General features: G+C 73.1%; 18 protein-coding genes. 11 read left to right on the top strand and 7 right to left on the bottom strand.

All coding sequences use genetic code 11. The features are described 5' to 3' along the window. Positions 1-239: 239 nt before the first annotated feature. The 3 genes from ACZ5CW_RS22115 to ACZ5CW_RS22105 all read right to left on the bottom strand — a co-directional run bounded on the left by ACZ5CW_RS22115 (position 240) and on the right by ACZ5CW_RS22105 (position 2450). Positions 240-1148, bottom strand: a complete 909-nt coding sequence (locus tag ACZ5CW_RS22115; RefSeq protein ID WP_468603885.1) for an aminoglycoside phosphotransferase family protein — start codon at positions 1146-1148, stop codon at positions 240-242. A gap of 233 nt (positions 1149-1381) precedes the next feature. Next, positions 1382-1876 carry a ferritin-like domain-containing protein gene (locus ACZ5CW_RS22110; protein WP_468603883.1) on the bottom strand — a complete coding sequence of 165 codons (495 nt, stop codon included), beginning with the start codon at positions 1874-1876 and terminating at the stop codon, positions 1382-1384. A gap of 70 nt (positions 1877-1946) precedes the next feature. Continuing rightward, complete coding sequence (locus tag ACZ5CW_RS22105; protein ID WP_468603881.1) at positions 1947-2450, bottom strand: hypothetical protein; 504 nt, start codon at positions 2448-2450, stop codon at positions 1947-1949. A 216-nt stretch (positions 2451-2666) separates the two neighbouring features. Here ACZ5CW_RS22105 and rimP point away from each other — a divergent pair, with 216 nt between their 5' ends. From rimP to ACZ5CW_RS22060, 9 genes are all read left to right on the top strand, one after another. Further along, the gene (rimP, locus tag ACZ5CW_RS22100; RefSeq protein WP_468603879.1) at positions 2667-3176 is read left to right on the top strand and encodes a ribosome maturation factor RimP; all 510 of its coding nucleotides are present in this window, start codon (positions 2667-2669) and stop codon (positions 3174-3176) included. 2 nt (positions 3177-3178) lie between these two features. Next, complete coding sequence (gene nusA, locus ACZ5CW_RS22095; protein ID WP_468603877.1) at positions 3179-4165, top strand: transcription termination factor NusA; 987 nt, start codon at positions 3179-3181, stop codon at positions 4163-4165. A 121-nt stretch (positions 4166-4286) separates the two neighbouring features. Beyond that, complete coding sequence (locus ACZ5CW_RS22090) at positions 4287-4583, top strand: YlxR family protein (protein ID WP_468603875.1); 297 nt, start codon at positions 4287-4289, stop codon at positions 4581-4583. A gap of 145 nt (positions 4584-4728) precedes the next feature. Next, on the top strand, positions 4729-7809 hold the full coding sequence (gene infB, locus ACZ5CW_RS22085; protein WP_468603873.1) for a translation initiation factor IF-2: 3081 nt from the start codon (positions 4729-4731) through the stop codon (positions 7807-7809). Between the two features lie 256 nt (positions 7810-8065). Next, complete coding sequence (locus ACZ5CW_RS22080; protein ID WP_468603871.1) at positions 8066-8359, top strand: DUF503 domain-containing protein; 294 nt, start codon at positions 8066-8068, stop codon at positions 8357-8359. Positions 8360-8479: 120 nt separating this feature from the next. Continuing rightward, positions 8480-8950 (top strand): 30S ribosome-binding factor RbfA, encoded by a 471-nt coding sequence (rbfA, locus tag ACZ5CW_RS22075; protein ID WP_468603869.1) that lies wholly within the window; start codon positions 8480-8482, stop codon positions 8948-8950. Further along, the gene (gene truB / locus ACZ5CW_RS22070) at positions 8947-9852 is read left to right on the top strand and encodes a tRNA pseudouridine(55) synthase TruB (RefSeq protein ID WP_468603867.1); all 906 of its coding nucleotides are present in this window, start codon (positions 8947-8949) and stop codon (positions 9850-9852) included. Before rbfA ends, truB begins: the two co-directional genes overlap by 4 nt. Positions 9853-10116: 264 nt before the next feature. After that, positions 10117-13941: a trypsin-like peptidase domain-containing protein gene (locus ACZ5CW_RS22065; RefSeq protein ID WP_468603865.1), complete on the top strand. Its 3825-nt coding sequence runs from the start codon at positions 10117-10119 to the stop codon at positions 13939-13941. A 136-nt stretch (positions 13942-14077) separates the two neighbouring features. Then, the gene (locus ACZ5CW_RS22060) at positions 14078-15025 is read left to right on the top strand and encodes a bifunctional riboflavin kinase/FAD synthetase (protein ID WP_468603863.1); all 948 of its coding nucleotides are present in this window, start codon (positions 14078-14080) and stop codon (positions 15023-15025) included. A 96-nt stretch (positions 15026-15121) separates the two neighbouring features. Here ACZ5CW_RS22060 and ACZ5CW_RS22055 read toward each other — a convergent pair whose 3' ends face one another. The 3 genes from ACZ5CW_RS22055 to eccE form a co-directional block, all read right to left on the bottom strand. Then, positions 15122-18466, bottom strand: coding sequence for an SCO5717 family growth-regulating ATPase (locus ACZ5CW_RS22055; protein WP_468604137.1), 3345 nt, complete (start codon positions 18464-18466; stop codon positions 15122-15124). A gap of 367 nt (positions 18467-18833) precedes the next feature. Then, positions 18834-19616, bottom strand: a complete 783-nt coding sequence (locus tag ACZ5CW_RS22050) for a hypothetical protein (RefSeq protein WP_468603861.1) — start codon at positions 19614-19616, stop codon at positions 18834-18836. Further along, positions 19613-20950, bottom strand: a complete 1338-nt coding sequence (gene eccE / locus ACZ5CW_RS22045) for a type VII secretion protein EccE (protein WP_468603859.1) — start codon at positions 20948-20950, stop codon at positions 19613-19615. Before eccE ends, ACZ5CW_RS22050 begins: the two co-directional genes overlap by 4 nt. A gap of 197 nt (positions 20951-21147) precedes the next feature. On the opposite strand from eccE, the gene eccB reads away from it, so the two are divergent. Together eccB and mycP are read left to right on the top strand one after the other, a co-directional pair. Continuing rightward, complete coding sequence (eccB, locus tag ACZ5CW_RS22040) at positions 21148-22680, top strand: type VII secretion protein EccB (protein WP_468603857.1); 1533 nt, start codon at positions 21148-21150, stop codon at positions 22678-22680. An 11-nt stretch (positions 22681-22691) separates the two neighbouring features. Beyond that, positions 22692-23933 (top strand): type VII secretion-associated serine protease mycosin, encoded by a 1242-nt coding sequence (gene mycP, locus ACZ5CW_RS22035; RefSeq protein WP_468603855.1) that lies wholly within the window; start codon positions 22692-22694, stop codon positions 23931-23933. 96 nt (positions 23934-24029) lie between these two features. On the opposite strand, the gene ACZ5CW_RS22030 is transcribed toward mycP, so the two are convergent. Then, the gene (locus ACZ5CW_RS22030) at positions 24030-24545 is read right to left on the bottom strand and encodes a hypothetical protein (RefSeq protein ID WP_468603853.1); all 516 of its coding nucleotides are present in this window, start codon (positions 24543-24545) and stop codon (positions 24030-24032) included. Positions 24546-24656: the final 111 nt, after the last annotated feature.

Raw genomic sequence — 24656 nt, 5'->3', positions numbered from 1 at the left:
AGGGGGGGGGGGGGCAACCATTTCTTCAGCACGAATAACCCCCCCCCCCCACCCCCCCCCCCCCCCCCCCCCCCCCCCCCCCCCCCCCCCCCCCCCCCCCCCCCCCGCACCCGGCTCGACAACGGGGCCGAGCCGGAAAAGGGGTCGCGGGGACGGGCCGCGGGGAACCGCGCGATCAGCCCCCGCCGGCCCACAGGGGTGAACTGCCCGCCGGCCTCACACCTGTCCCCGCACCGGCGTCAGAGCCAGCCCGCGAACTCCAGCAGCAGTTCCCCGTCCTTCGGCCGCCCCACCCGGAGGGCGCGCACGCCCGACTCCACCGCCCGGAACAGCGTCCAGCCGCGCAGCCGCTCCTGATCCACCTCCAGCGACTCCGCGAGCCGCTTGACGCGGCGCCGCGTGGTCGCCGGGCCGGACGGCGTGGCGATCAGGTCCTCCACCCGGTCCCGCACCAGCCGCGCCAGGTCGAACGCGGACTCGCCGACCACCGGGTCCGGGCCCACCGCGAGCCACGGCATCCGCTCCCCGGCGAGCACCTTGCTCTGCCGGAACGTCCCGTGCAGCAACCGGTGCTCCGGCGGTGCGGCCAGCAGCTCCTCACGGGCCGCGAGAGCCGCGTCGACCAGCGGCGCCGTCTCGGGGTCGGCCTCGGCGCCCGCCCGCATGGCCGCCGCCTGCCGCCCGGTGCGCTCCGCGACGGTCTCGAAGACGTGATCGCCCGGCGGCTCGACCCACAGCCTGCGCAGCGTGCCCGCCGCCTCCAGCAGCGCCTTCGCCTCCGGCAGCGACCGCACCGACACATCCGGGTGCAGCCGCTCCAGCAGCAGCACCCCCTCCGCCGCGTCCTCGGGGTCCGCTGCCAGCAGCTGTACGGCACCCAGGCCGGCCCAGTGCGCCAGCGCCGCACGTTCGCTCTCCGGCCTGGCCCGCGGCGGAGCCAGCTTCAGCACCGCCGGGGTGCCGTCCGCCCGCCGGACCAGCACCACCAGGCTGCTGCGGCCGCCCGGCACCTGGACCCGCTCGACGGTCAACTCGCGCCGGGCGACGGCCCGCCCGGCCGCCTCGGGCAGCCGCGCCAGCCAGTCGTCCCCGGCCGGTGCGGTCTCACCGAGCGCCCGTACCAGGCGCTGCGGCGGTTCGAAAACCATGCGCGAGTCGTTCCCTTCCTGTCGAAGTCCTGCCCGGCTCCCTGCCGGGCTGTCGTCGGAGCCGCGGCGGCGATGCCGCCTCGGAGCCGCGGCGGCGATGCCGCCCGAGCCGTGCCGGTTCGTGCGGGGCTGGTACCGGGGTCCGGGCCCGGGGTGCCGTCCGGGCCCCCGCCGGCCGGGTGTGCCGGGGTCCTGCCGAGGGCCTACCGCGGTCCGCTCCTGTCGTACGGGTCCTAAGGGGACACCGAAGCGGAGGCCGAGGGGGTCGTACCGGCGGCACCGGTTCCCCCGTCGGAGGACCGCTCGGCGAGCCCAGGGAAGGCTACGCCCTCCCCGCTCCAGCGCACCGCCCGCACCGCGGCCTCCCGCAGCGCCGCGGCCGCCGCGCCGCGCCGCGCGCCCGTCGAGGCCCGCACCAGGTCCGAATAGACCCCGGCCACCCGCTCCTCCAGCCCGGCGGCCAGCCGCACCGCGGCCGCCGCGTCCGGCACCGGGAACGGCAGCGCGTAGGCGGCGCTCGCGGCGGCCGGCTCCCCGCCCAGCTCGCGCACCTCGCGCACCAGCGCGTCCCGGCGCGCCCGGTGGGCGTCGTACGCCGCCCGTGCGTCGGTGCGACCCCGTTCGCCGATCCGGCCACCCACGACGCCGTACCCGTACACCGCCGCGTGTTCCGCCGCCAGCGCCGCCTGCAGCGCGGTCAGCTCGGCCTTGCCCGCCTTCTCGCTCACTTCCGCCCCTCCGTCGGTGCCACGGCGTGCGCCGCTCCCGGTGTGCCCTCGCGGTGCCGTGCCCCGGCGCTCACCTGGTCCCCTCCCTCAGCAGGAACGCGTGCGCCGCCCCGGCCGCGGCCACCGACGCCATCAGCCGGGCCAGCTCGCCCGGCAGGTCCAGCAGGGCCTTCGCCCGCCGGTCGGCGAGGGCCCGCTCGGCGCCGGCGAGATCGGCGAGGGCGTCCTTCTCGGTGGCGGGCACGGCCGGCGGGGACGCCGTGGCCGTGGGAGACGGCGACTTCGGGGCCGTCCCGCCGCCGAACGCCTCCGCGTGCGCCGCCACCGCGGCGCGCAGCGGCCGCAGCCGCTCCGCCAGCGTCGGATGGGCGGCGAGCACGGCGTCGTACCGCTCCAGCAGCCCCGCGCTGTCCCGGGCCGCACGCGCGCGTGCCCGGTCGCTGGCCGACGGGCCGTCGGCGCCGGAGTCCGGATCGGCCGTACAGCCCGCCAGCAGGGCGGCGCCGGCGGCCGAGGCGAGCAGGGTTCTTCTGCGCGGCCCCGAGGGGGTGCGGAGCGAGGAGGGGTACGGCACTGCAGACGTCCTCGGGAACTCGTACGGAGGGGACAACGGAGGAAGAACAGCCGGCGGGCGGCACGCCCGTGATCACCGTACCCGCGCACCCCTCGCACACCACTCACCGGCACCGCCCGTACACAGGTGGACGGCAACACTGCCCGCGACCGGATACCCTTTGACCAGACACGCGACCCATCCCACAACAGCACACGCGGCCGAGGAGTCACCCGGATGAGCACCACCCAGAGCGAGAGGCTGCGAGAGCTGCTCGAACCGCTCGTCACCTCCCAGGGGCTGGATCTCGAAGAGATCACCGTGGACTCCGTCGGACGCAAGCGGGTGCTGCGCGTGACCGTCGACTCCGACACCGGAGCCGACCTGGACCGGATCGCCGATGTGAGCCGCGCGCTCTCGGCGAAGCTCGACGAGTCCGACGCGATGGGCGACGACGCGTACGACCTGGAGGTCGGAACCCCCGGCGCTGAGCGCCTCCTCACCGAGCACCGGCACTTCGTGCGCGCCACCGACCGGCTCGTGAAGTTCCAGCTGACCGAGGGCGGCGAGCTGGTCGCGCGCATCCAGAAGGTCGACGACGAGGGCCTCGAGGTGGAGGTGCCGGGGGTGAAGGGCCGCAAGGCCACCACCCGCCGGCTCGGCTTCCCGGAGATCGACAGGGCGCGCGTGCAGGTCGAGTTCAACCGCAAGGACAAGAAGGACATGAAGGAAGAGGAGGAGGCGTAGCCGTGGACATCGACATGAGCGCCCTGCGGGGCTTGGTTCGGGAGAAGGAGATCTCCTTCGACCTGCTGGTCGAAGCGATCGAGTCGGCCCTCCTCATCGCCTACCACCGCACCGAGGGAAGCCGCCGGCACGCGCGCGTGGAGCTCAACCGGGAGACCGGGCATGTGACCGTGTGGGCGAAGGAGGACCCGGAGGACCTCGAGGAGGGCCAGGAGGTCCGCGAGTTCGACGACACCCCGTCCGGCTTCGGCCGGATCGCGGCGACCACCGCCAAGCAGGTGATCCTGCAGCGGCTGCGTGACGCCGAGGACGACGCGACGCTCGGCGAGTACGCCGGCCGCGAGGGCGACATCGTCACCGGCGTGGTCCAGCAGGGCCGCGACCCGAAGAACGTGCTCGTGGACATCGGCAAGCTCGAGGCCATCCTGCCGGTGCAGGAGCAGGTGCCCGGCGAGACCTACCCGCACGGCATGCGGCTGCGCAGTTACGTCGTCCGGGTCGCCAAGGGCGTCCGCGGTCCCTCCGTGACCCTCTCCCGTACGCACCCCAACCTGGTGAAGAAGCTCTTCGCCCTGGAGGTGCCGGAGATCGCCGACGGATCGGTGGAGATCGCGGCCATCGCCCGTGAGGCCGGTCACCGCACCAAGATCGCCGTACGGTCCACCCGTTCGGGTCTGAACGCCAAGGGCGCCTGCATCGGCCCCATGGGCGGCCGCGTGCGCAACGTGATGGGCGAGCTGAACGGCGAGAAGATCGACATCGTCGACTGGTCGGACGATCCGGCCGAGATGGTCGCGAACGCCTTGTCACCCGCTCGGGTGAGCAAGGTGGAGGTCGTGGACATGGCCGCCCGCTCCGCGCGGGTGACCGTGCCGGACTACCAGCTGTCGCTGGCGATCGGCAAGGAGGGCCAGAACGCCCGCCTCGCGGCCCGCCTCACCGGATGGCGCATCGACATCCGGCCCGACACCGAGCAGACCGGGGAGTAGAACCCGGGTCCGGAAGGGCCCCGGGGAATAGATCCCGGCCGTAGGTCGCTTCGATTACGACAACAACCGTTCGATCTTTGCCCCAAAGGGGTGAGGTCGGTACGGGGAGGTAGACTTAACCGTGTCTGGCCGGACGCACATCCGAGCATGCCCAGAACGCACCTGTGTGGGGTGCCGGGAGCGGGCGGCCAAGAACGATCTCCTGCGGATCGTGAAGATCGAGGATGCGTGCGTCCCCGATCCTCGCGGTACGCTGCCCGGCCGGGGTGCGTATGTACACCCCGCCCTGGTCTGTCTCGACCAGGCGGTACGCCGCCGGGCGTTCTCGCGGGCACTGCGCGCCCCGGGAGCGCTCGACACAAAGGCGTTGCGCCAACACGTCGAGGGGACAACAGTTGCCGAGCAGGCAACACCGTAAGACGAGCCGTACGGAACCCCGTGCGGCCTGGTACCTCGCGAGTCGAAAGCAGGTCGAGATTGCGATGAGCACTCGATGAGTACGCGATGAGTACGCCCATGAACTAGCGACGGTCCGGCTTCAACCCGGACCTCAAAGGAGCGAAGTGGCTAAGGTCCGGGTCTACGAACTCGCCAAGGAGTTCGGTGTCGAGAGCAAGGTCGTCATGGCCAAGCTCCAGGAACTCGGTGAATTCGTCCGTTCGGCGTCTTCGACCATCGAAGCGCCGGTTGTACGCAAGCTGACCGACGCCTTCCAGGGCGGTGGCAACGGCAAGTCCGCCGGTAAGCCCGCCCCGCGCAAGGCTGCCCCCAAGCCCGCCGCGCCCTCTCCGGCGCAGGCGGCCCGTCCGGCTGCCCCGAAGCCGGCGGCCCCCAAGCCCCCGACGGCTCCGGTGGCTCCGGCTGCCCAGCAGCCGGCCGCCCCGTCGGCCCCCTCGGCGCCCGCGCAGGCCCCCGGCCCGCGTCCGGTGCCGGGTCCCAAGCCCGCGCCGCGCCCGGCCCCGGCCGCCCCGGAGTTCACCGCTCCGCCGGCCGCCCCGGCCGCGCAGACCCCGCAGGCTCCGGCCGCCCAGGGTCCGCGTCCCGGTGGCCGTCCCGGTGCCCCGAAGCCCGGCGGTACTCGTCCGGCTCCCGGCCAGGGCCAGGCGCCCCGCCCGGGTCAGGGTGGCCAGCGTCCCGGTGGTCAGGCCCCGCGTCCGGGTGCCCGTCCGGCCGGTCCGCGCCCGGGCAACAACCCCTTCACCTCCGGCGGCAACGCCGGCATGGCGCGCCCCCAGGCGCCCCGTCCGCAGGGTGGCGGCCCGCGTCCCGGCGGCCCCGGTGCCCCCGGCGCCGGTCCCCGTCCGCAGGCGCCCGGCGCCCAGGGCGGCGGTCCGCGTCCGCAGGCTCCGGGCGGTCCCCGTCCGTCGCCGGCCGGCATGCCCCGTCCGCAGGGCGGCCCGCGTCCCGGCCCGGCCGGTCCGCGTCCGAACCCGGGCATGATGCCGCAGCGTCCCGCTGCCGGCCCGCGTCCCGGCGGTGGCCCCGGCGGCGGCCGCGGTCCCGGTGGCGGCGGTCGTCCCGGTGGTGGCGGCGGTCGTCCGGGTGGCGGCGGCTTCGCCGGTCGTCCCGGTGGTGGCGGCGGCGGCTTCGCCGGTCGTCCCGGTGGTGGCGCCGGCGGTGGCGGCGGCTTCGCCGGCCGTCCCGGTGGTCCCGGTGGTGGCGGCGGTGGCCGTCCCGGCTTCGGCGGTCGTCCCGGTGGTCCGGGTGGCCGTGGTGGCACGCAGGGCGCCTTCGGCCGTCCCGGTGGTCCCGCGCGTCGCGGCCGCAAGTCGAAGCGGCAGAGGCGCCAGGAGTACGAGGCCATGCAGGCCCCGAGCGTCGGCGGCGTGATGCTGCCGCGCGGCGGCGGCGAGACCATCCGTCTCTCCCGCGGCGCGTCGCTCACCGACTTCGCGGAGAAGATCAACGCCAACCCGGCGTCCCTCGTCGCGGTCATGATGAACCTCGGCGAGATGGTCACGGCCACGCAGTCCGTCTCCGACGAGACCCTGCAGCTCCTCGCCGACGAGATGAACTACACGGTTCAGATCGTCAGCCCCGAGGAGGAGGACCGCGAGCTGCTCGAGTCCTTCGACATCGAGTTCGGCGAGGACGAGGGCTCCGAGGAGGACCTGGTCGTCCGTCCGCCGGTCGTGACCGTCATGGGTCACGTCGACCACGGTAAGACCCGCCTGCTCGACGCCATCCGCAAGACGAACGTCATCGCGGGCGAGGCCGGTGGCATCACCCAGCACATCGGTGCCTACCAGGTCGCGACCGAGGTCAACGACGAAGAGCGCAAGATCACCTTCATCGACACCCCGGGTCACGAGGCGTTCACCGCCATGCGTGCCCGTGGTGCGAAGTCGACCGACATCGCGATCCTGGTCGTCGCGGCCAACGACGGCGTCATGCCGCAGACGGTCGAGGCGCTCAACCACGCGAAGGCGGCCGACGTGCCGATCGTCGTCGCGGTCAACAAGATCGACGTCGAGGGTGCCGACCCGACCAAGGTGCGCGGTCAGCTGACCGAGTACGGCCTGGTGGCCGAGGAGTACGGCGGCGACACCATGTTCGTCGACATCTCCGCCAAGCAGGGTCTGCACATCGACTCGCTGCTGGAGGCCGTGATCCTCACGGCCGACGCCTCGCTCGACCTGCGGGCCAACCCGAACCAGGACGCGCAGGGCATCTCGATCGAGTCCCGTCTCGACCGCGGCCGTGGTGCCGTGGCGACGGTCCTCGTCCAGCGAGGCACGCTGCGGGTCGGCGACACGATGGTCGTGGGCGACGCCTACGGTCGCGTGCGCGCCATGCTCGACGACAACGGCAACAACGTGGCCGAAGCGGGCCCGTCGACGCCGGTCCAGGTCCTCGGCCTGACCAACGTCCCGGGTGCGGGTGACAACTTCCTGGTGGTCGACGAGGACCGTACGGCCCGTCAGATCGCCGAGAAGCGCGCCGCCCGTGAGCGCAACGCCGCGTTCGCCAAGCGCACGCGCCGCGTCTCCCTCGAGGACCTGGACAAGGTGCTCAAGGCCGGCGAGGTCCAGCAGCTCAACCTCATCATCAAGGGTGACGCTTCTGGTTCCGTCGAGGCGCTCGAGTCGTCCCTGCTCCAGCTGGACGTCGGCGAAGAGGTCGACATCCGCGTCCTGCACCGCGGCGTCGGTGCGGTCACGGAGTCGGACATCGACCTGGCGATGGGCTCGGACGCCATCGTGATCGGCTTCAACGTCCGTGCGGCAGGCCGCGCGGCGCAGATGGCCGAGCGCGAGGGCGTGGACGTCCGCTACTACTCGGTCATCTACCAGGCGATCGAGGAGATCGAGGCGGCCCTCAAGGGCATGCTCAAGCCGGAGTACGAAGAGGTCGAGCTGGGTACGGCGGAGATCCGCGAGGTCTTCAAGTCGTCCAAGCTGGGCAACATCGCCGGTGTCCTCATCCGCTCGGGCGAGGTCAAGCGCAACACCAAGGCGCGCCTCATCCGCGACGGCAAGGTGGTCGCGGAGAACCTCAACATCGATGGCCTGCGTCGCTTCAAGGACGACGTCACCGAGATCCGCGAAGGCTACGAGGGTGGTATCAACCTCGGAAACTTCAACGACATCAAGGTCGACGACGTCATCGCGACGTACGAGATGCGCGAGAAGCCGCGGGTGTAACAGCCACGGTTTCCGAAGCTGGCCGACGGGACCTCGGTTCCGTCGGCCAGCGGCCCTTTTGCCCACCTGCCCGCCCGACCCGGGCGGACGGGTGGGAAACAGGGGTCCGGGGCGGAGCGCCCCGGGCGGCGACCGTGGCCCACGGTGCCGAAACCCTGTCGAGCCACCGGCAGCTACGCGGTACCGTTCTTGATGTCCCCGGCCCACACGGACCCGGGGCCATCGATCCCGTACCGGCGGGTGAACCGGCTCACACATGTACGTGGGGACTCTGTCCTTCGACCTCCTCCTCGGCGACGTCCACTCGCTGAAGGAGAAGCGCTCCGTCGTCCGCCCGATCGTCGCCGAACTCCAGCGGAAGTACGCCGTGAGCGCGGCCGAGGTGGACCACATGAACCTCCACCGGCGAGCGATCATCGGCCTCGCCGCGGTCTCCGGCGACACGACGCACCTCACCGACGTGCTGGACCGGTGCGAACGGCTGGTCGCCGGACGCCCGGAGGTGGAGCTGCTGTCGGTCCGACGCCGCTTCCACGGCGAGGACGACTGACCGGCGGCCGGCGGACGGCCGGTGCGCGTCCGACGGACGACCGGCGGACGACCGGCGGCAACGGCAGCCGACGACCAGACCACAGAACGCAAGAAGAAAGAAAGAACGGGAGCTGGACCAGTGGCCGACAACGCGCGGGCGAAAAGGCTGGCGGACCTCATCCGGGAGGTGGTGGCCCAGAAGCTGCAGCGCGGGATCAAGGACCCGCGGCTCGGCTCGCACGTCACCATCACGGACACCCGGGTCACGGGTGACCTGCGGGAGGCGACCGTCTTCTACACGGTCTACGGGGACGACGAGGAGCGGCAGGCCGCTGCCGCGGGCCTGGAGAGCGCCAAGGGCATCCTGCGCTCCGAGGTCGGCCGCGCGGCCGGTGTGAAGTTCACGCCGACCCTGACCTTCGTGGCAGACGCCCTGCCGGACACCGCCCGGACCATCGAGGACCTCCTCGACAAGGCGAGGCAGTCCGACGCGAAGGTCCGCGAGGCCTCCGCGGGGGCGGCGTACGCGGGCGGCGCCGACCCGTACCGCAAGCCGGCCGACGACGAGGCGGACGACACGACCGACACGGACGGCGACGCCGCGGAATGACCCAGAAGCACACCACGCCCGACGGCCTCGTCATCGTCGACAAGCCGTCGGGCTTCACTTCGCACGACGTGGTCGCCAAGATGCGCGGGATCGCGAGGACCCGCCGCGTCGGCCACGCCGGCACCCTCGATCCGATGGCGACCGGTGTCCTGGTCCTCGGGGTCGAGCGCGCCACCAAACTCCTCGGACACCTCGCGCTCACCGAGAAGGAGTACCTGGGCACCGTCCGCCTGGGCCAGAACACCGTCACCGACGACGCCGAGGGCGAGATCACCTCGTCCACCGACGCCTCCAAGGTGACCCGGGAGGCCATCGACGCGGGCATCGCCAAGCTGAGCGGCGACATCATGCAGGTGCCGTCCAAGGTCAGCGCCATCAAGATCGACGGCGTACGGTCGTACAAGCGGGCCCGCGAGGGCGAGGACTTCGAGATCCCCGCCCGGCCGGTGACCGTCTCCTCCTTCAGGGTGTACGACGTCCGGGACGCGGTCGCCGAGGACGGCACCGCCGTGCTCGACCTGGTGGTCTCGGTGGTCTGCTCCTCCGGCACCTACATCCGCGCCCTCGCCCGTGACCTGGGTGCCGACCTGGGCGTCGGCGGTCACCTCACCGCGCTGCGCAGGACGCGCGTCGGCCCGTACAAGATCGACTCGGCGAAGACGCTGGACCAGCTCCAGAAGGAGCTGACCGTGATGCCGATCGCCGAGGCCGCCGCGGCCGCGTTCCCACGCTGGGACGTGGACGCCAAGCGCTCCCGCCTGCTGCTCAACGGCGTCCGTCTGGAGATGCCCGACGAGTACGCGGGCTCCGGCCCCGTCGCCGTGTTCGACCCCGAGGACCGCTTCCTCGCGCTCGTCGAGCAGCACAAGGGCAAGGCGAAGAGCCTGGCCGTCTTCGGCTGAGACACCCCACCAGGGGCACGCCCATCGGCGCTTGCCCGTGGAGCGGCGGCCGGCCACGGAACCCTGCCGCCGCTCCACGGTCCCCCCTCGGTTCCCCCATCCCTAGGGTTATCCAACGGCCCGCGCCTATTCACCCGTCCGGGCAGGCGCTCGGAGTGAACCGGGGGAGCGGAAGGGGGCGCGTTCGCCAGGCGATCTGTCCCGCCGATCATCGCGCGCCTACCGTCGAAACCGGGCACGCGGTACGGGCGGGGAGGTACGGCCATGGCGGAACAGGACCCGCACACCGAAGGAGTCCGCCGCCTGAGGGCGGACGGTACGCGGGGGGACGATACGCGGGAGACCGCCTGGGTGACGGGCGACAGCGCGTGGACGGCGGCCGGCGGTGGCCGGCGGGACGAGGCGCGTGTGCCGCCTTCCACCGGTGACGCCCCCTGCCCGCCCCTCTGCCCGGACGACACCGTCCTCGTCCGGATCCGCGACCTCGCCGGCCGCCCCCGCGGCGTCGGCTTCCTCGCCGACCACGAAGGCACCCTTCTCACCAGCCACGAAGCGGTCGACGGCCTGCCCCGGCTGGTGCTGCACGCGGCCGGCGACCGCACCTGCGTCGTCGGCGCCGACGCCGTCACCCCGCTGCCCCGACTGGACCTGGCCCTCGTGCGCACCAAGGGCCTGGACGTGGAGCCGCTGCCGCTGACCGTGCGGGAGCGGATCGACGCCGGTACCTACGTACGGATCGCCGCGGGCTGCTGGCGCGAGGCCCGCGTGCTGGCCGCCACCCAGGTGTCGTACACCGCCACGGACCGTTTCCACCTCCTCGACGACGCCCTGGAGCTGGCGATCGGCACCGCCGGCCGGGACGCGCTCCGGCTCGGCGGCGGGGCGGCCGGAGGACCGGTGGTCGACGCCCGTACCGGCGCGGTCGTCGGCGTGCTCGGCACCGCCCTGCACACCGCCCAGCGCGACGCGGGCTTCGCGGTCCCGCTGCGGCCCGCCGACGGCCCCCTCGCCGACCTGCTCGCCCGCAACGCCGCCACCGTCCCGGCCTACGGCGCCGACCTGAACCTGGCCGGCATCCTGGAGCTGACCGCCACATCGGTGGCCCAGGACGGCCCGCACGGCATCCACGCCGGCACGGTGGAACCCGTCGAACGGGCCGATGCGGCACAGGAGTTGACCGGGTTCACCGACGGCGACCGGACGGTGCTCGGCCTGGTCGGCGCTCCTGGCAGCGGCCGTACGACGGAACTCGCGGCCCTCGCCGCCCGCCGGGCCCGCAGCGAGCGGCCCGCCCCCACGCTGTGGCTGCGCGGTGCCGACCTCGAGGACGGCGACGACTCCGTGGCCGACGCGGCCCGCCGCGCGCTGGAGCGTGCCGCCCGGATCGTCGCAGCCTCCCGCTGCGTTCACCCCGAGGACCTCGGCGACCTCACCCCCGAACGCCTGGCCCGCCTCGCCGCCCGCACCGGTCGCCCGCTGCTGCTCCTCCTCGACGGTCCCGAGGAGATGCCCCCCGTCCTCGCCCACCGGCTGCCCGAGTGGACCAGGGGCACCGCGGCCTGGCTGCGGGAGACCGGGACCCGGCTGGTGGTGGCCTGCCGGGAGGAGTACTGGGAACGGGCCGGCACCGGGTTCCCACCCGGCCTGCTGCACACCCCGATCGGTCACACGGACCCGCGCCCCACACCGCCCGACGCCGAGGACCCGCCCTCCACCACAGCCGGTCACATCGGCGCGCTCCACCTCTCGGCCCTCGCTCCCACACCGACGGGTCACGCGGACCCGGCTCACCTCTCCGCCGCACCGGCCGGTCGCGACGACTCACCACCCCCCTGTGTGCGGCTCTCCGACCTCACCGCCGACGAGGCTCGCCGGGCCCGTGCCCGCTACGGCATCCCCGACGGTGCCCTCGCCGAGTGCGACGCCCGGCACCCGCTCACCCTGCGCCTGCTGTCCGAGGTCCGCGCCGCCGTCCCGGACGCCCCGGCTGCCGCCGGACCCGTCGACCGGCACGAGGTGTTCGCCGCCCACCTCGATCTGATGTGCCTGCGCATCGCGGTCCGCCTCGCCGCCGAGAACCGTCTGCGCGGCACGGCCGTACGACGGCTCGCGGCGCGGGTGGCCGGACAGGTGCACGAGGCGGCCCGACGCAGCCTCGGGCCCGGCCAGGGCGAACTGGACCGGGGTGCGTTCGAGGCATTGTTCCCCTGGGGGCCCGCCCCGGCCCGGCTCGGCGGCGGCACCGGCTGGGCCTCCGCCGTCCTCACCGAAGGCCTCCTCGTCCCGGCCGGCAGCGGCTACCGCTTCGCCCACGAGGAACTGGCCGACTGGATCCAGGGCATGCACCTCGATCTGGACGAGGCCCTGCGCGCCCTGGTCCACCGCCCCCGCGACGCCGGCGCGTCCGGTTCCGTTCCCGTCCCGCACCACCGCGTCGGGCCGGTCGTCCAGGCCCTGCTCCTCCTCGCCCGGCAGCACGGCACGCGGCAACTCGTGTTCCGTCTGCAGGAGTTGACCGAAGCCCTGGACCGCGACCCCGGCTCCTGGTGGGCCGCCCGGCTGCTCGCCCGCACCCTGCTCCAGGTGCCGGACGCCACGCCGTACACCGAGGTGCTGCGCCCGCTCGCCGACCGCATCGTCGCCTGGCGCCGCGAACAGCGGCCCGTACCACCCGAGTTCGAACCCGCCTTCTGGGCCGCCGTGCCCGTCCGCGACGCCGAGCGGCTCGACCTGCTGCGCCGGCTCGTCCTCGCGGACCTGGCACGGCCGGCGCCGGGCGACCGGTACCTCGACGCCGCCGCCCGGCTGCTCGCCGCCCGGCCCGCCGCCGTGCAGCGGCAGCTGACGCACTGGTTCGACGACGAGCGACCGCTGCCCGCGAGCCCGCACGCCACCGTGGCCACCGCCGCGCAGGCCCTGCTGCACACCCACCGGCACGGCGCCCTGGACGAGCTGACCGAGGTGCTGGTGGCGAGCGCGCACCGGCGCGCCGACGAGCTGCTCAGCACCCTCGCCGAGGACGAGCCGTCCGCGCTCTGCCGGGCCGTGGACCGCTGGGCGCACGACGAGCGCCCCGCCCGCCGGGTCGCGGCGATGGCGTTCGGGCTGCGCGCGGCCCCGTACGTCCGCTCGGCGGCCGACCGCGAGCTGCTGCGCTACGCCGCCCTCGCCCTGCTCGGCCGCCCCGCCGACTGCACCCTGCACGGCGGTGCCCTGGCCCTGCTGGTCCGCGACCCGCACACCCGTGACCGGCACCTCGCCGCGGCCCTGCGCCACTTCGCCGACGGCGACCCGCACTTCCCGCCGAGCGCCCTGGTCCCCGCCCTGACCACCCACCCGGAACCGGTCATGGAAGCCTTCCGCGCCCGCCTGCGCGGCCCGGACGCCGGGGAGGCCCTGCGCACCCTCGCCGACGTCACCACCCCGGCCCTGGCCCGGCGCAGCGCCGCCCTCGTCCGGGAGGCCGTGCGGCTACGCCCGGAGACGGCCGGGCACGTCGCCGCCTACGTCGACCGCAGCCTGGAACAGGGACCCACCGCCCGCCCGGTCCTGCTGCCCCTCGTCACCGGCCTGCTCGACGGCGGCCCCGAACAGGTCCGGGCGGCCCTCGCCACCGTCCTCGCCGCCGCCGGCACCCCGACCTCCCGCCCGCTGCGCCGCGAACTCCTGGAGTTCCTGTTCACGCACGAGCGGGAGGCGTCGGTCCTGGACGCCGTCCTGCACGGCGCGGCCTACCACGGTTGTCGTCGGGAGGAAACCGATCACGGTTGCCGTCGGGAGGAGACCGATCACGGTCGTCACCGGGAGAACGCCGACCACGGTTGTCACCGGGAAGACGCCGCCCACGGTTGCCGCCGGGAAGAGGAGGCCCGCGGTCTCGTCCACCGCACCGGCCTGCTCCTCGTCCGCACCCCCGAGGGCGCCACCCGTTTCGACCGGGGCCTGGTCGACCTGGGCCGCCACGTGCCCGGCTTCGCCGCGCTCATGGCCCGCTGGCTGACGGACGCCCCGGACGACTGGGCCGCCGTGGTGGGCCCCAGCACCCGCCGCATGCTCGAGAATCTGGCGGGCGTACGCGTACCGGCGTGAGCCGCCGACGAGAACGTGCGCCCCGTCACAGCCCCCATCCCCATGCCGATGCGGGACGGGAGCACCCGGCATGGCACCCTTAGACCTGCACAAGAGGCAAAGGTAGACACGGACACGGGTTCGAGGAGCGGTCACAGTGCAGCGCTGGCGTGGCTTGGAGGACATCCCCCAGGACTGGGGGCGCAGCGTCGTCACCATCGGTTCCTACGACGGCGTCCACCGCGGCCACCAGCTGATCATCAAGCACGCCGTCGACCGCGCCCGCGAACTGGGCGTCCCGGCCGTCGTCGTCACCTTCGACCCGCACCCCAGCGAGGTCGTGCGCCCCGGCAGCCACCCGCCCCTGCTCGCGCCGCACCACCGCCGCGCCGAGCTGATGGCCGACCTGGGTGTGGACGCGGTGCTCATCCTCCCCTTCACCACCGAGTTCTCGAAGCTCTCGCCCGCCGACTTCGTCGTGAAGGTCCTGGTGGACAAGCTGCACGCCAAGGCGGCCGTGGAGGGCCCGAACTTCCGCTTCGGCCACAAGGCGGCCGGCAACGTCGACTACCTCGCCGAGCAGGGCAAGATCTACGACTTCGAGGTCGAGGTCGTCGACCTGTACGTCTCGGGTGCGGCGGGCGGCGGCGAGCCGTTCTCCTCGACCCTGACCCGCCGTCTGGTCGCCGAGGGCGACGTCGAGGGCGCCCGCGAGATCCTGGGCCGCCCGCACCGGGTGGAGGGCGTCGTCGTGCGCGGCGCCCAGCGTGGCCGCGAGCTGGGCTTCCCGACGGCCAACGTGGAGACGCTCCCGCACACCGCGATCCCGGCCGACGGCGTGTACGCCGGCTACCTGCACGTCGAGGGCGAGGCCATGCCGGCCGCGATCTCCGTCGGCACGAACCCGCAGTTCGACGGCACCGAGCGCACGGTGGAGGCGTACGCGATCGACCGCGTCGGCCTCGATCTGTACGGCCTGCACGTCGCCGTCGACTTCCTCGCGTACGTGCGCGGCCAGGCGAAGTTCGAGTCCCTGGAGGCCCTGCTGGAGCAGATGGCCGTGGACGTGAAGCGATGCCGGGAGATCGTGGCGGCGGAGGCATAGCCCGCACGGCTCCCCACCTCTACGACACCTCTACGGCTCCACGACACGAAAGGGCGGCCGGTGCGCTGAGCACCGGCCGCCCTTCGTCGTGCCGCCCTACTGCTGCGGCGGAGCCTGCTGCGGCGGAGCCTGGGGCGGCTGGGCCTGAGGCTGACCCGGCTGCTGCGGGTAGCCGCCCTGAGCCGGATAAGCCTGACCCTGACCCTGCTGTGGCTGCTGCTGTGGCGGGTAAGGCTGGCCGGGAGCGGCCTGCGGCGGATAGGGCTGTCCCTGCTGCGGCGGATAGGGCTGCTGGGCCTGCGGATACGGCTGAGCCTGCTGCGGCGGGTACGGCTGCTGACCCTGGGGATACGGCTGCTGCCCCGGCGCCGGCTGACCCTGCGGATACGGCTGCTGGCCCGGCGCCGGCTGACCCTGCGCATACGGCTGGCCCGGCATCGGCTGGCCGGGCATCGGCGGGGCGGCCACCGGCGGCGGGTTGCCGTCGCTGGTCCACAGCCCGTGCGCCTGCTGATGCCGTACGAAGTCCTCGGCGACCATGGCGGCGAGGTTGAAGTACGCCTCCCGCACCTTGGGCCGCATCATGTCGAGGTCGACCTCGGCACCGGCGGCCAGATGCTCGTCGAACGGCACCACGATCACACCGCGGCAGCGGGTCTCGAAGTGCGTCACGATGTCATCGACCTTGATCATCTTGCCGGTCTCGCGGACCCCGGAGATGACGGTGATCGACCGTGAGACCAGGTCGGCGTACCCGTGCGCGGACAGCCAGTCCAGAGTCGTGCTGGCGCTGCTCGCGCCGTCCACGGAGGGCGTGGAGATGATGATGAGCTGGTCGGCGAGGTCGAGCACGCCGCGCATGGCACTGTACAGCAGACCGGTGCCCGAGTCGGTGAGGATGACCGGGTACTGCCGGCCGAGCACGTCGATCGCGCGCCGGTAGTCCTCGTCGTTGAACGTCGTCGAGACGGCCGGGTCCACGTCGTTGGCGATGATCTCCAGACCGGAGGGCGCCTGGGAGGTGAACCGGCGGATGTCCATGTACGAGTTCAGGTACGGGATCGCCTGAACGAGGTCACGGATGGTGGCCCCCGTCTCCCGGCGCACCCGCCGCCCGAGCGTACCGGCGTCCGGGTTGGCGTCGATGGCGAGGATCTTGTCCTGCCGCTCCGTGGCGAGGGTGGACCCGAGCGCGGTGGTCGTGGTCGTCTTGCCGACGCCGCCCTTGAGGCTGATGACGGCGATCCGGTAGCAGGACAGCACCGGCGTACGGATCAGCTCCAGCTTCCGCTGCCGCTCGGCCTCCTCCTTCTTCCCGCCCAGCTTGAACCGGGACGAGGCTGCCGCGGGCCGTCCGCTCTTCGCCTTCTGCCGCTTGTTGTTCAGCAGCCGGTCCGAGGAAAGCTCCACGGCGGCGGTGTAACCCAGCGGCGCGGCACCGGGGTTGGTCGGCTGCCGGTGGTCGTGCTGTATGGGCTGCGGCCACGCGGCCCCGGACCGCGGGTCGACCGGAGCGTGCGGAGGCTGCGGCTGGGCGGCCTGGGTGGCCTGCGCGGCCTGGGCGGCCTGGGCGGCCTCGGGGTCGGCGGGAGCCTGCGGGTTCTGCGGGTTCTGTGGGTTCTGCGGGAAACCGTAACCACCAGGCTGCGGCTGCGGTTGCGTCGCCTGGGGCTGCGGGAACCCGTAACCCCCCTCCGGGCCCTGCGGGTTGGGGGCACCGGCCTGCGGGAAGCCGTAGCCACCGGGGGTCGGCTGGGGCGCCGGAGGCTGCGGGAACCCGTACCCACCGGGCTGGGGCTGCGCCTGCGGCTGGGCGTTGGGGACGGGCTGCGGTGCCGGGGGCTGCGGGAACTCATACCCACCGGCCTGCGGCGGCGCCGGCGGGGTGGGCCCGCCGGGCTGGTTCGGCTGGTTCGCTCCGTGCGCCTGGTCCCAGGCCGCGGGCGCGGGCTGCGGGGCCTGCGGCTGGAACGGCTGCTGCTGACCGGGCACACCGGCAGGACCCTGCGCAGCCGCCGGCTGCGCCTGACCGGGCATCGGCCCGGCCTGCGCGGGCCACTGAGCCGCGGGCGCCGGGGCAGCGGGCTGATACGAAGGCGGCAACGGCGGCACACCGCTCTGCGGGGCCGGGGGAGGGGTCCAGCCGGGCTGGGCGTCCTGGGGGGCGGGCGGGACGGCTGCCTGCGGGGTGCCGCTCTGTCCGGCGCCGACCTGCTGTGCGCTGGTCTCCGAGCCGCCATGCTCCGGAGCGCCCGGCTGAGGCGCGCTGCTCTGAGGCGCCGGGTCCTGCGCCGCGGCGTCCGACGCCACGGCGTCCGCGGACTCCGGCGCGTCGGCCTGCGCGTCCTGGGCGGAGCCCTCCTGCGGGGTGGTCTCCCCGGTGTCGGATACGGCGTTGCCCTCCGCCGTGGCTCCGGCCTGCTCCGCGTTGCGACCGGCTTCGGAAACGTCGTCGTCGGCGTCATCCGGTGCCGAACCGTCCTGCCCGGAAGCTCCGTCACCGGACTCCCCGGCATTGTCCTCGGCGCCCTCGACGGCCTCGTCCGGCGCTGCGGCGGCCTCCGACGTGCTCTCGGGCCCCGCCTCCCCGGCCTCGTCACCGACGACACCGGAGACAGCAGAGACGCCCTCGGCATCGGTGCGCTTGGCACCAGCGAGGTCCTCGGCATCCCCGTCACCCGGATCCGCACCCTCAGCGGAACCCTCGCCACCCAGTGCACCAGAGGCACCGGACGCATCAGACCCGCCCGACTGCTCCGCTGCAGCGGCGCGCTCGGCGATCTCGGCCATCTCGCGCTTCAGGGCGACGGCGGAGAACCGCATGGTCGCCCCGCTCTCCAGGTCCCCGTTGCTCGTCTCCGTCTCGGGCATGCCCGAAGCGGCCCTACCTTCCGGCCCGGCCTGTTGGGCCGGCTGCGGCTGCTGCGGCTCGAAGCCTTCAGGCAGCTGCGGCATCGGGACGGGGTTGCCGACCGGCGGAGCGGGCTGCGGGGCGGGCGGGGCGAAGGGGGCGCCCTCCGCCGGCACCGGGGGAGGCGGCGGGCTGAAGGGAGCCTCCTGGGACGGTGTGAACGGCGTCCCCTGCGGTGGAGTGAACGGGGTGCCCTGTGGCGGAGTGAACGGTGTCCCCTGCGGCGGAGTGCCGGACGGCTGGGCGGTGGGCGGTGGCGGAGTCGCCCCGGGAACCGGTGCGTTCGAAGGGAACGGAGGAACCCCGGAAGCAGACGGAGCGCCCGACTCGCCCGGAGCGCCGGAGGCATTGGGCCCGGTGAAACCGCCCACGCCCCCTGGTGCCGCCGCCGGACCGGCGGAGCCCGACGTCCCGGACGCGTTCTGCGTGTACCAGGCCGGGGGAGCGTAGTCGATGGTGAACTCGCCGGTCGTCTCGACGGCCTCCGCGTCGGGCTGGTCATCGCCGGGTGTGGCCCAGCCCCCGCGCATCCCGTCCCGATCGCTGCTCACAATTCCTCCTGGTGTGGTCGAGCACCCTCATGCCGTGCCGGGGCGACCATGTCGTGTCGTTCCGAGTCGTCCGTGGTCGTTCGGGGCAGGCCGGTTCAGCGGTCCTCCCCCTGGGACACCGACACCCGGTCCACGGGTTCTGCCATCGCGCCCGCTCCCAGCCTAATCACCACGAGCCACACCTCGGCAGGCCCGCCCACCTCTCAGCAGGCGCACACCGGGTCACCACACGCCCGGAACCCCCCTGCCACCTCGAGCCTGACCAAAAAAATCAGCAGAAAAACGGGAGACATGTGACGAACCCGAAGCGAACCGATCGCGAACAAAGCGGACGGGAAGGCCCAGTTCAGTCCATCCGGCGCGGCGTGCCCAACAATCCGATCTCGGCATCGGTGGGTTGTGTCAGCACGTACTGCCGGTCACGATCGGTGCACCACAGCGTGACTCCGTCGGGCAGTGCCGGCAGCGACTCCACCTCGGTTCGCGACAGTCCCATGGTGCGCCCCAGTTCGGCTGCCTCGTCCGGGGAGACCCGCTGGATGCCGGCGAGCCGGGCCTGCCGCAGCAGCCGGGGTGCCACCGGGCTGAGATACGGCAGCAGCGTCAGCACCGACTGCCAGGGCCCGGACACCACTCTGCCCCGCGGGGGGCGCATACCGCAGTCCCGCACGACCAGCACAGGCGTACCGGCGGAGGCACCCTGCGGGGGCACCCGCCCGACGTCGTACACGGACAGGCCGTTCTGGCCGCCGCCCATGGCGTGCACCATCTGCATCCAGGCCTGCGGCCGTCCGGTCTCCACGGCGACGCGGGCTCCCGTGGCCGCCGAGCGCAGTGCCAGCACCTGTGCGGTCCACAGACCGCCGATCAGCACGACGTCGTACGGCGTAGGCCGGTTGATGCCCAGCACCGCCGGCTGTCCCTCGGCGTCGACGCCGGCCACCACCCCGTCGTCGCCGATGGGCAGGGCCAGTGCGTCCAGTTGTTCCCCGGACAGTCCGTGCCGCCCGTGCCGGGGCCCGATCAGGCCGAGACCCTGTCGCAGCCGCTCGCCCATCCGGCGCAGACCGGACGGGTCCTGCGCGCCTTGCGCGCCCGGCGCCGCGGAAGTCGTCGGAATCGTCGTCACCGCGCACCTCCGAGGGGCAGTGTGGCCAGCATGCCGGGCAGTTGCTCACGGTCGAGACGGGCGAGGCCGGCACCGGACTGCCGTGCCGCGCCTTCCAATGCACGTCGGGCCGCAACCAGTTCGTCGTCGCTCCGCCCGGTCACCCGCAAGTGCCCGCAGAGCGAAACGTCCTGCCGCTCCCCACGCGCGAGAGTCAGACTGAAGGTGGTGGCCAGGGCCGGTATCGCCGTGACCCGGGCGACGAACTGGGGCAGCGATTCGCCCCGTGCGCCGCCCAGCTGGGGCCATCGCCTGACCCAGTAGGTCGTGTGCCGCCGGTTGTCGCAGCGCCAGCTGCGCCCCGACTCCTCCGTCCGCCGCTCCCGCGCCTCACTGCGCCCCGCCTCGGCGGTGACCAGCGGATTGGCACAGGCCGAGGTGGCGAGCGCGGCGATCAGCTCCTCCTCGTCGAGCACCCGCGCCCGGAAACCGGCCCCGGTCAGCCGGCTCGCCAGGTGGTCCGCGGCCCGCACGACGCACTTCTGCGCTCCCAGCAGTCCACCCCCGCGCGCGGCCACGGCTTCTGCGCACAGCTCGGGGTCCAGCTTGAGCGCGATCCAGGTGATGCGTACGGCCGGGGCTCCGGTCTGCTCCTGCAGCGGCAGATAGTTGGCGACGGCCACGGACTGCTGCGGCAGGTGCAGGGCGGGCGCGGGCTGGGTGTGCAGCACGATCTGGGCCGACTCCAGCCGGATCCCGTCCACCTCCAGGGCGTCGCGTACCAGCCCCAGCGGCAGCGGCTGCCGGCTCCGCTCGGCCCGCAGTGCCGTCGCGTCGGCCTCCACCTGGAGCACAGCGGTGACGAAGGTGCCGTCCCCGACGATGCCGACCGGCCGCCGGTCGCGCGAGCCGTAGGAGTGGGTGCGCAGGGCGGGCTCGCACTCCACCGCCGGGACCAGCCCGGGCTCGGTGCCCGGCGGTATCGGGGTGTTGGCGGCCCGCTTCTGGCGCGCCCGCAACTCCCGTGCGGTGGCGAGCCACTCAGGCAGGGAGCGGCCGCGCCGCCGTACGAAGGCCAGCAGCACCAGTGTCACGGCGACGACCGCGGCCGGTACCAGCGCCGTCATCCCGAGGGCCCAGCCGACGAGCAGCACGGCGGCCGCCAGCTCCACCAGCACGAGCCGTTGCAAACGGAACGAACCCGCCTGACCCGGCCGGGGCCTGAGGCCGAGCGTGACCGACTGCTGTGCGGCGCCGCGCTGAGCGGGCGCTCCGCTCGGAGCCGGCGCGTCCCCCGCCGCGCGACCTCGTGCCGCCGACCGGCCGCGCGCTCGCGTCCGCGTCCCGGAAGCCATCACTCCATCCCCCCGATTTGCTCACAACTCGCTGGAACCAGGCCACTGAACAAGGCCCTTGAGGGCCCAGGTACCCTACCCGCTCCACGAGACCCGCTCCGTACCAGGCATAGTAGGGGCCGGGTCCGACAACGGAGGGCGGGGGAGCGTGGTCCCCGGGCGCGCTCTGCGTGAGACACGGGGAGAAACAGGCACAGATGGCATCTCGGCGGGACCAACTCAACGCCTACACCTTCGCGAAGCGGCGCATGCTCGCGTCGTTCGTGCAGTCATCACCGGATGCCTCGGACGAGGGGGCGCCCCGGCCGCTGCGCGCCATCCTGCCAGGCGCGATCGTCGGCGTGGTCGTCCTGGCGGCCTTCGGCGCCTGGGGCATGTTCAAACCGACGGCCCCGCAAGGGTGGGACAGTCCGGGACAGAAGGTGATCATCGCCAGCAAGTCCACCACCCGGTACGTGGTGCTGAAGACGGATCACAAGACCCAGCTCCACCCGGTCCTCAACATGGCGTCCGCCAAGCTGGTCCTCGACACTCAGAGCGACGTCGACGTCGTCACCGTCGACGAATCGATCCTCGACAACGGAAAGATCCCGCACGGCGTCACCATCGGGATCCCCTACGCTCCCGACCGGCTGCCCTCCGGCAAGGAGGCCGGCGCGGCCAAGCAGTGGGCCGTCTGCGAACGCCCGACCGGTTCCGGCAACTCCATCCAGAAGGCCACTTTCGTCCTGGCCGAGCGCGACCAGCACAAGCTGCAGGGCGCGAAGGAGAAACTGCACGGAGGTGAACTCCTCTACGTCGCCACGCCGGAAAAGAAGCAGTACGTCGTCGACGCGACCGGCCGGGCGTACCCGGTAGACCCCGCCGACCCGCTCCTGCTGCAGACCCTCGTGGGCCGGGACCGCAAGCCCCAGCAGGTGACCAAGGAGTGGATCGCGACCCTGCACCCGGGTGACCAGATCAGCTTTCCGCCCGTCACCGGCACACCGGGCACCGCGGCGAACGCCCCCGGCCAGCTGGCCGAGCAGGCCAACCGCGTCGGCATGGTCCTCAGGGCGCCGGTCAACGGCAAGGAGCAGTACTACGTGGTGCTGCCCGGCCGGGTCGCCCCCGTCTCCGACTTCGTCGCCCAGCTGCTCCTGGTCAGCAAGGACCTCGTGAAGCTCGGCCAGGCCGGGCACCCGCTGGAGGTCAGCGCGGGTGCCATCGACCAACCGGGCAAGCCGTTCGCCACCGAATACACGTGGCCGACCGAGGAGCCCAGCGCGGTCAATGCCCCGTCCACCGCCGACGGCAGCCGCAACACCGTCTGCAACGTCCTGCTCCACGTCGACCCCGACGACGGCGAGACCACCCTGAGCACCTGGGCGGGTGCCGAGTTCCCGGCCGTCCTGCCCACCGGTTCCTCCAGTGGCTACGTCACCGCGGGCTCCGGCCAGCTCTACCGTCAGTACCAGGGCGAGGCGACCAAGGTGGGCCCGGTCTTCCTCGTCACCGACACCGGCCTGCGCTACGCCCTGCAGTCCAACGACGACAGCGCCACCGACGACAAGGGCATCGGCGTCTCCGCCAAGCAGCGCAAGCAGCTCCAGCAGGAAGCCAAGCTGGCGCAGACCCGCCTCGGCTACGCCGACGTGAATCCGGCACCTATCCCCGCGCCCTGGTCGGAGTTCCTGCCGACGGGCCCCCGTCTGTCGACCGCCGCGGCACGCCAGCCGCAGGCCTCCTGAGGGGTACGACGATGCCCTCCACGTTCCGCACCCGTACGACGCTGGCGACGATCTCGGCCGGCCTGCTGGCCACTGTGCTGTCGGCGCCGGTGGCCACGGCGGACTCCGCCTCCGACCAGTGCACGTTCTCCAAGGAGAACCACAAGTACGCCGGCACTCCCTGGGCCCTGCAGCGCGTCAACCTGGACGAGCTGTGGAGCCAGTCGAAGGGCAAGAACGTGCGGGTGGCCGTGATCGACACGGGCGTCGACACGGCCAACCCGCAGCTCGCCAAGGCCGTCGACGCGTCCCTGGGCACGAACCTCCTGCCGTCCAAGGACAAGAAGGGCCAGCCGATCGAGCGCGGCAACAAGTACGGGACGACGGACACGGTCGGCCACGGCACCCGCGTGGCGGGCATCATCGCCGCTCGCCCCATGAAGGGCACGGGCTTCGTCGGCCTCGCTCCCGAGGCCACCATCATCCCGATCAAGCAGAACGACGCCGAGGGCCACGGCACGGCCGACACCCTCGCCGACGCGATCAAGCACGCGATCAGGGCCAAGGCCCAGGTCATCAACATCTCCCAGGACACGGCGAACGCTGTGGACGCACCGGACCTGCACAACGCGATCGACGAAGCCCTCGCGCACAACATCGTCGTGGTCGCCTCGGCGGGCAACGACGGCCTCGGTGGCAACGTCAAGAAGACCTATCCCGCCTCCTACGCCGGGGTCCTCGCCGTCGCCGCGTCCGACCGCAACAACGAACGCGCGGCCTTCTCTCAGTCGGGTGACTTCGTCGGCGTCGCCGCCCCCGGGGTCGACATGATCTCGACCGTCCCCAAGGGCGGCCACTGCACCGACAACGGCACCAGCTTTTCCGCGCCGTACGTGGCCGGAGTGGCCGCGCTGATCAAGGCCAAGCACCCCCGGTGGACGGCCCGACAGGTCGCGGCCCAGATCGAGCAGACGGCGGAGCGTTCCATCTCGGGCCATGACCGCCTGGTCGGCTGGGGCGTGGTGGACCCGGTCCGCGCGTTGACGGAGGACGATCACCCGATCGAGTCCCCCCACTCCGACGCGGGTCTCACCCATGCGGAGGCCCCGACGCCCGCCGAACTCACCCTCGGCGAAACCCCCCAAGAGCGCACCGCGCGTATCGCCACCTACGTGGCCGTAGCCGTGGCGGTCCTCGTAGCGGGCCTGGGCGGGGGAGCGGTGGCCCTGCGCGACGCCCGACGCAGGCGCCGGGCCGTGGCGGGCCGCACCTGAAGTCCCCGGCCGTCACCGGCCTCCCGCACGTCTCCCTCACCGCGACCATGCGGTGAGGGAGCGACGACGGATGCGGCGCCCGGCTGCTCCCGCCGCTCAGCTCGAGGACGCGCTGTTCCCGGCCGAAGGCGTCCTGTCGGCCTCGGCTTCTTCGGCACGCTGCGCGAAGACGCGGGCGAAGCGAGTGAGGTAGGAATCCCGCATGTCGACGTGCGAACCCGATTCGGCTGTGGACAACATGAGGACGCTGCCCACTCGCACGAGCATCATCAGTCCTTTCGATCCCTCGACCGCCGACGAACTCAGCCCGACGACGGCATTGCGCTGATCACCGAGTTTTCCGACCGTCATGGCCTTCGGTTCCGGAACCCGCTGCCTCCATGCCTTCCAGACGACTCCGTAGGCGTCCTGGGCCGTGTCCTCGTCACGGTATGTCTGGAGGAGGAAGGAGATGAGCGGCCCGTGCTGCCGGTGAAAGCCCGAGGCGCCGGCGAAAAGGACGTGCGCACAGGAATCCGTTGCGCCCCGTCCGTAGCACCGAGCGGGCCCCATCGCCTTGGCCTTCTCCAACGAGTAGGCGACCGGCTCCAAGGTGGTTTCCCAGCCGGGCATGGATGCGGCATCTGGCAGTACTGCCCGCGCCTGACCGGCGTCGAGTGCGGCAGGTTCCCCGGAGCCCCCGCTCCCGCATCCGCTCAGCAGCGCAAGAGAGGTTGCGGCAGC

It is taken from the genome of Streptomyces sp. NPDC031379, assembly GCF_055569615.1.
This window is presented reverse-complemented; position numbering and strand designations above follow the sequence as displayed.

What these genes read in the sequence shown, in the direction of transcription:
- ACZ5CW_RS22115 (WP_468603885.1), bottom strand. Translation starts at nt 1,148, where the DNA reads ATGGTTTTCGAACCGCCGCAGCGCCTGGTACGGGCGCTCGGTGAGACC.
- rimP (WP_468603879.1), top strand. Translation starts at nt 2,667, where the DNA reads ATGAGCACCACCCAGAGCGAGAGGCTGCGAGAGCTGCTCGAACCGCTC.
- ACZ5CW_RS22080 (WP_468603871.1), top strand. Translation starts at nt 8,066, where the DNA reads ATGTACGTGGGGACTCTGTCCTTCGACCTCCTCCTCGGCGACGTCCAC.
- truB (WP_468603867.1), top strand. Translation starts at nt 8,947, where the DNA reads ATGACCCAGAAGCACACCACGCCCGACGGCCTCGTCATCGTCGACAAG.
- ACZ5CW_RS22065 (WP_468603865.1), top strand. Translation starts at nt 10,117, where the DNA reads ATGGCGGAACAGGACCCGCACACCGAAGGAGTCCGCCGCCTGAGGGCG.
- ACZ5CW_RS22055 (WP_468604137.1), bottom strand. Translation starts at nt 18,466, where the DNA reads ATGCGCGGGGGCTGGGCCACACCCGGCGATGACCAGCCCGACGCGGAG.
- eccE (WP_468603859.1), bottom strand. Translation starts at nt 20,950, where the DNA reads ATGGCTTCCGGGACGCGGACGCGAGCGCGCGGCCGGTCGGCGGCACGA.
- eccB (WP_468603857.1), top strand. Translation starts at nt 21,148, where the DNA reads ATGGCATCTCGGCGGGACCAACTCAACGCCTACACCTTCGCGAAGCGG.
- mycP (WP_468603855.1), top strand. Translation starts at nt 22,692, where the DNA reads ATGCCCTCCACGTTCCGCACCCGTACGACGCTGGCGACGATCTCGGCC.
- ACZ5CW_RS22030 (WP_468603853.1), bottom strand. Translation starts at nt 24,545, where the DNA reads ATGCCCGGCTGGGAAACCACCTTGGAGCCGGTCGCCTACTCGTTGGAG.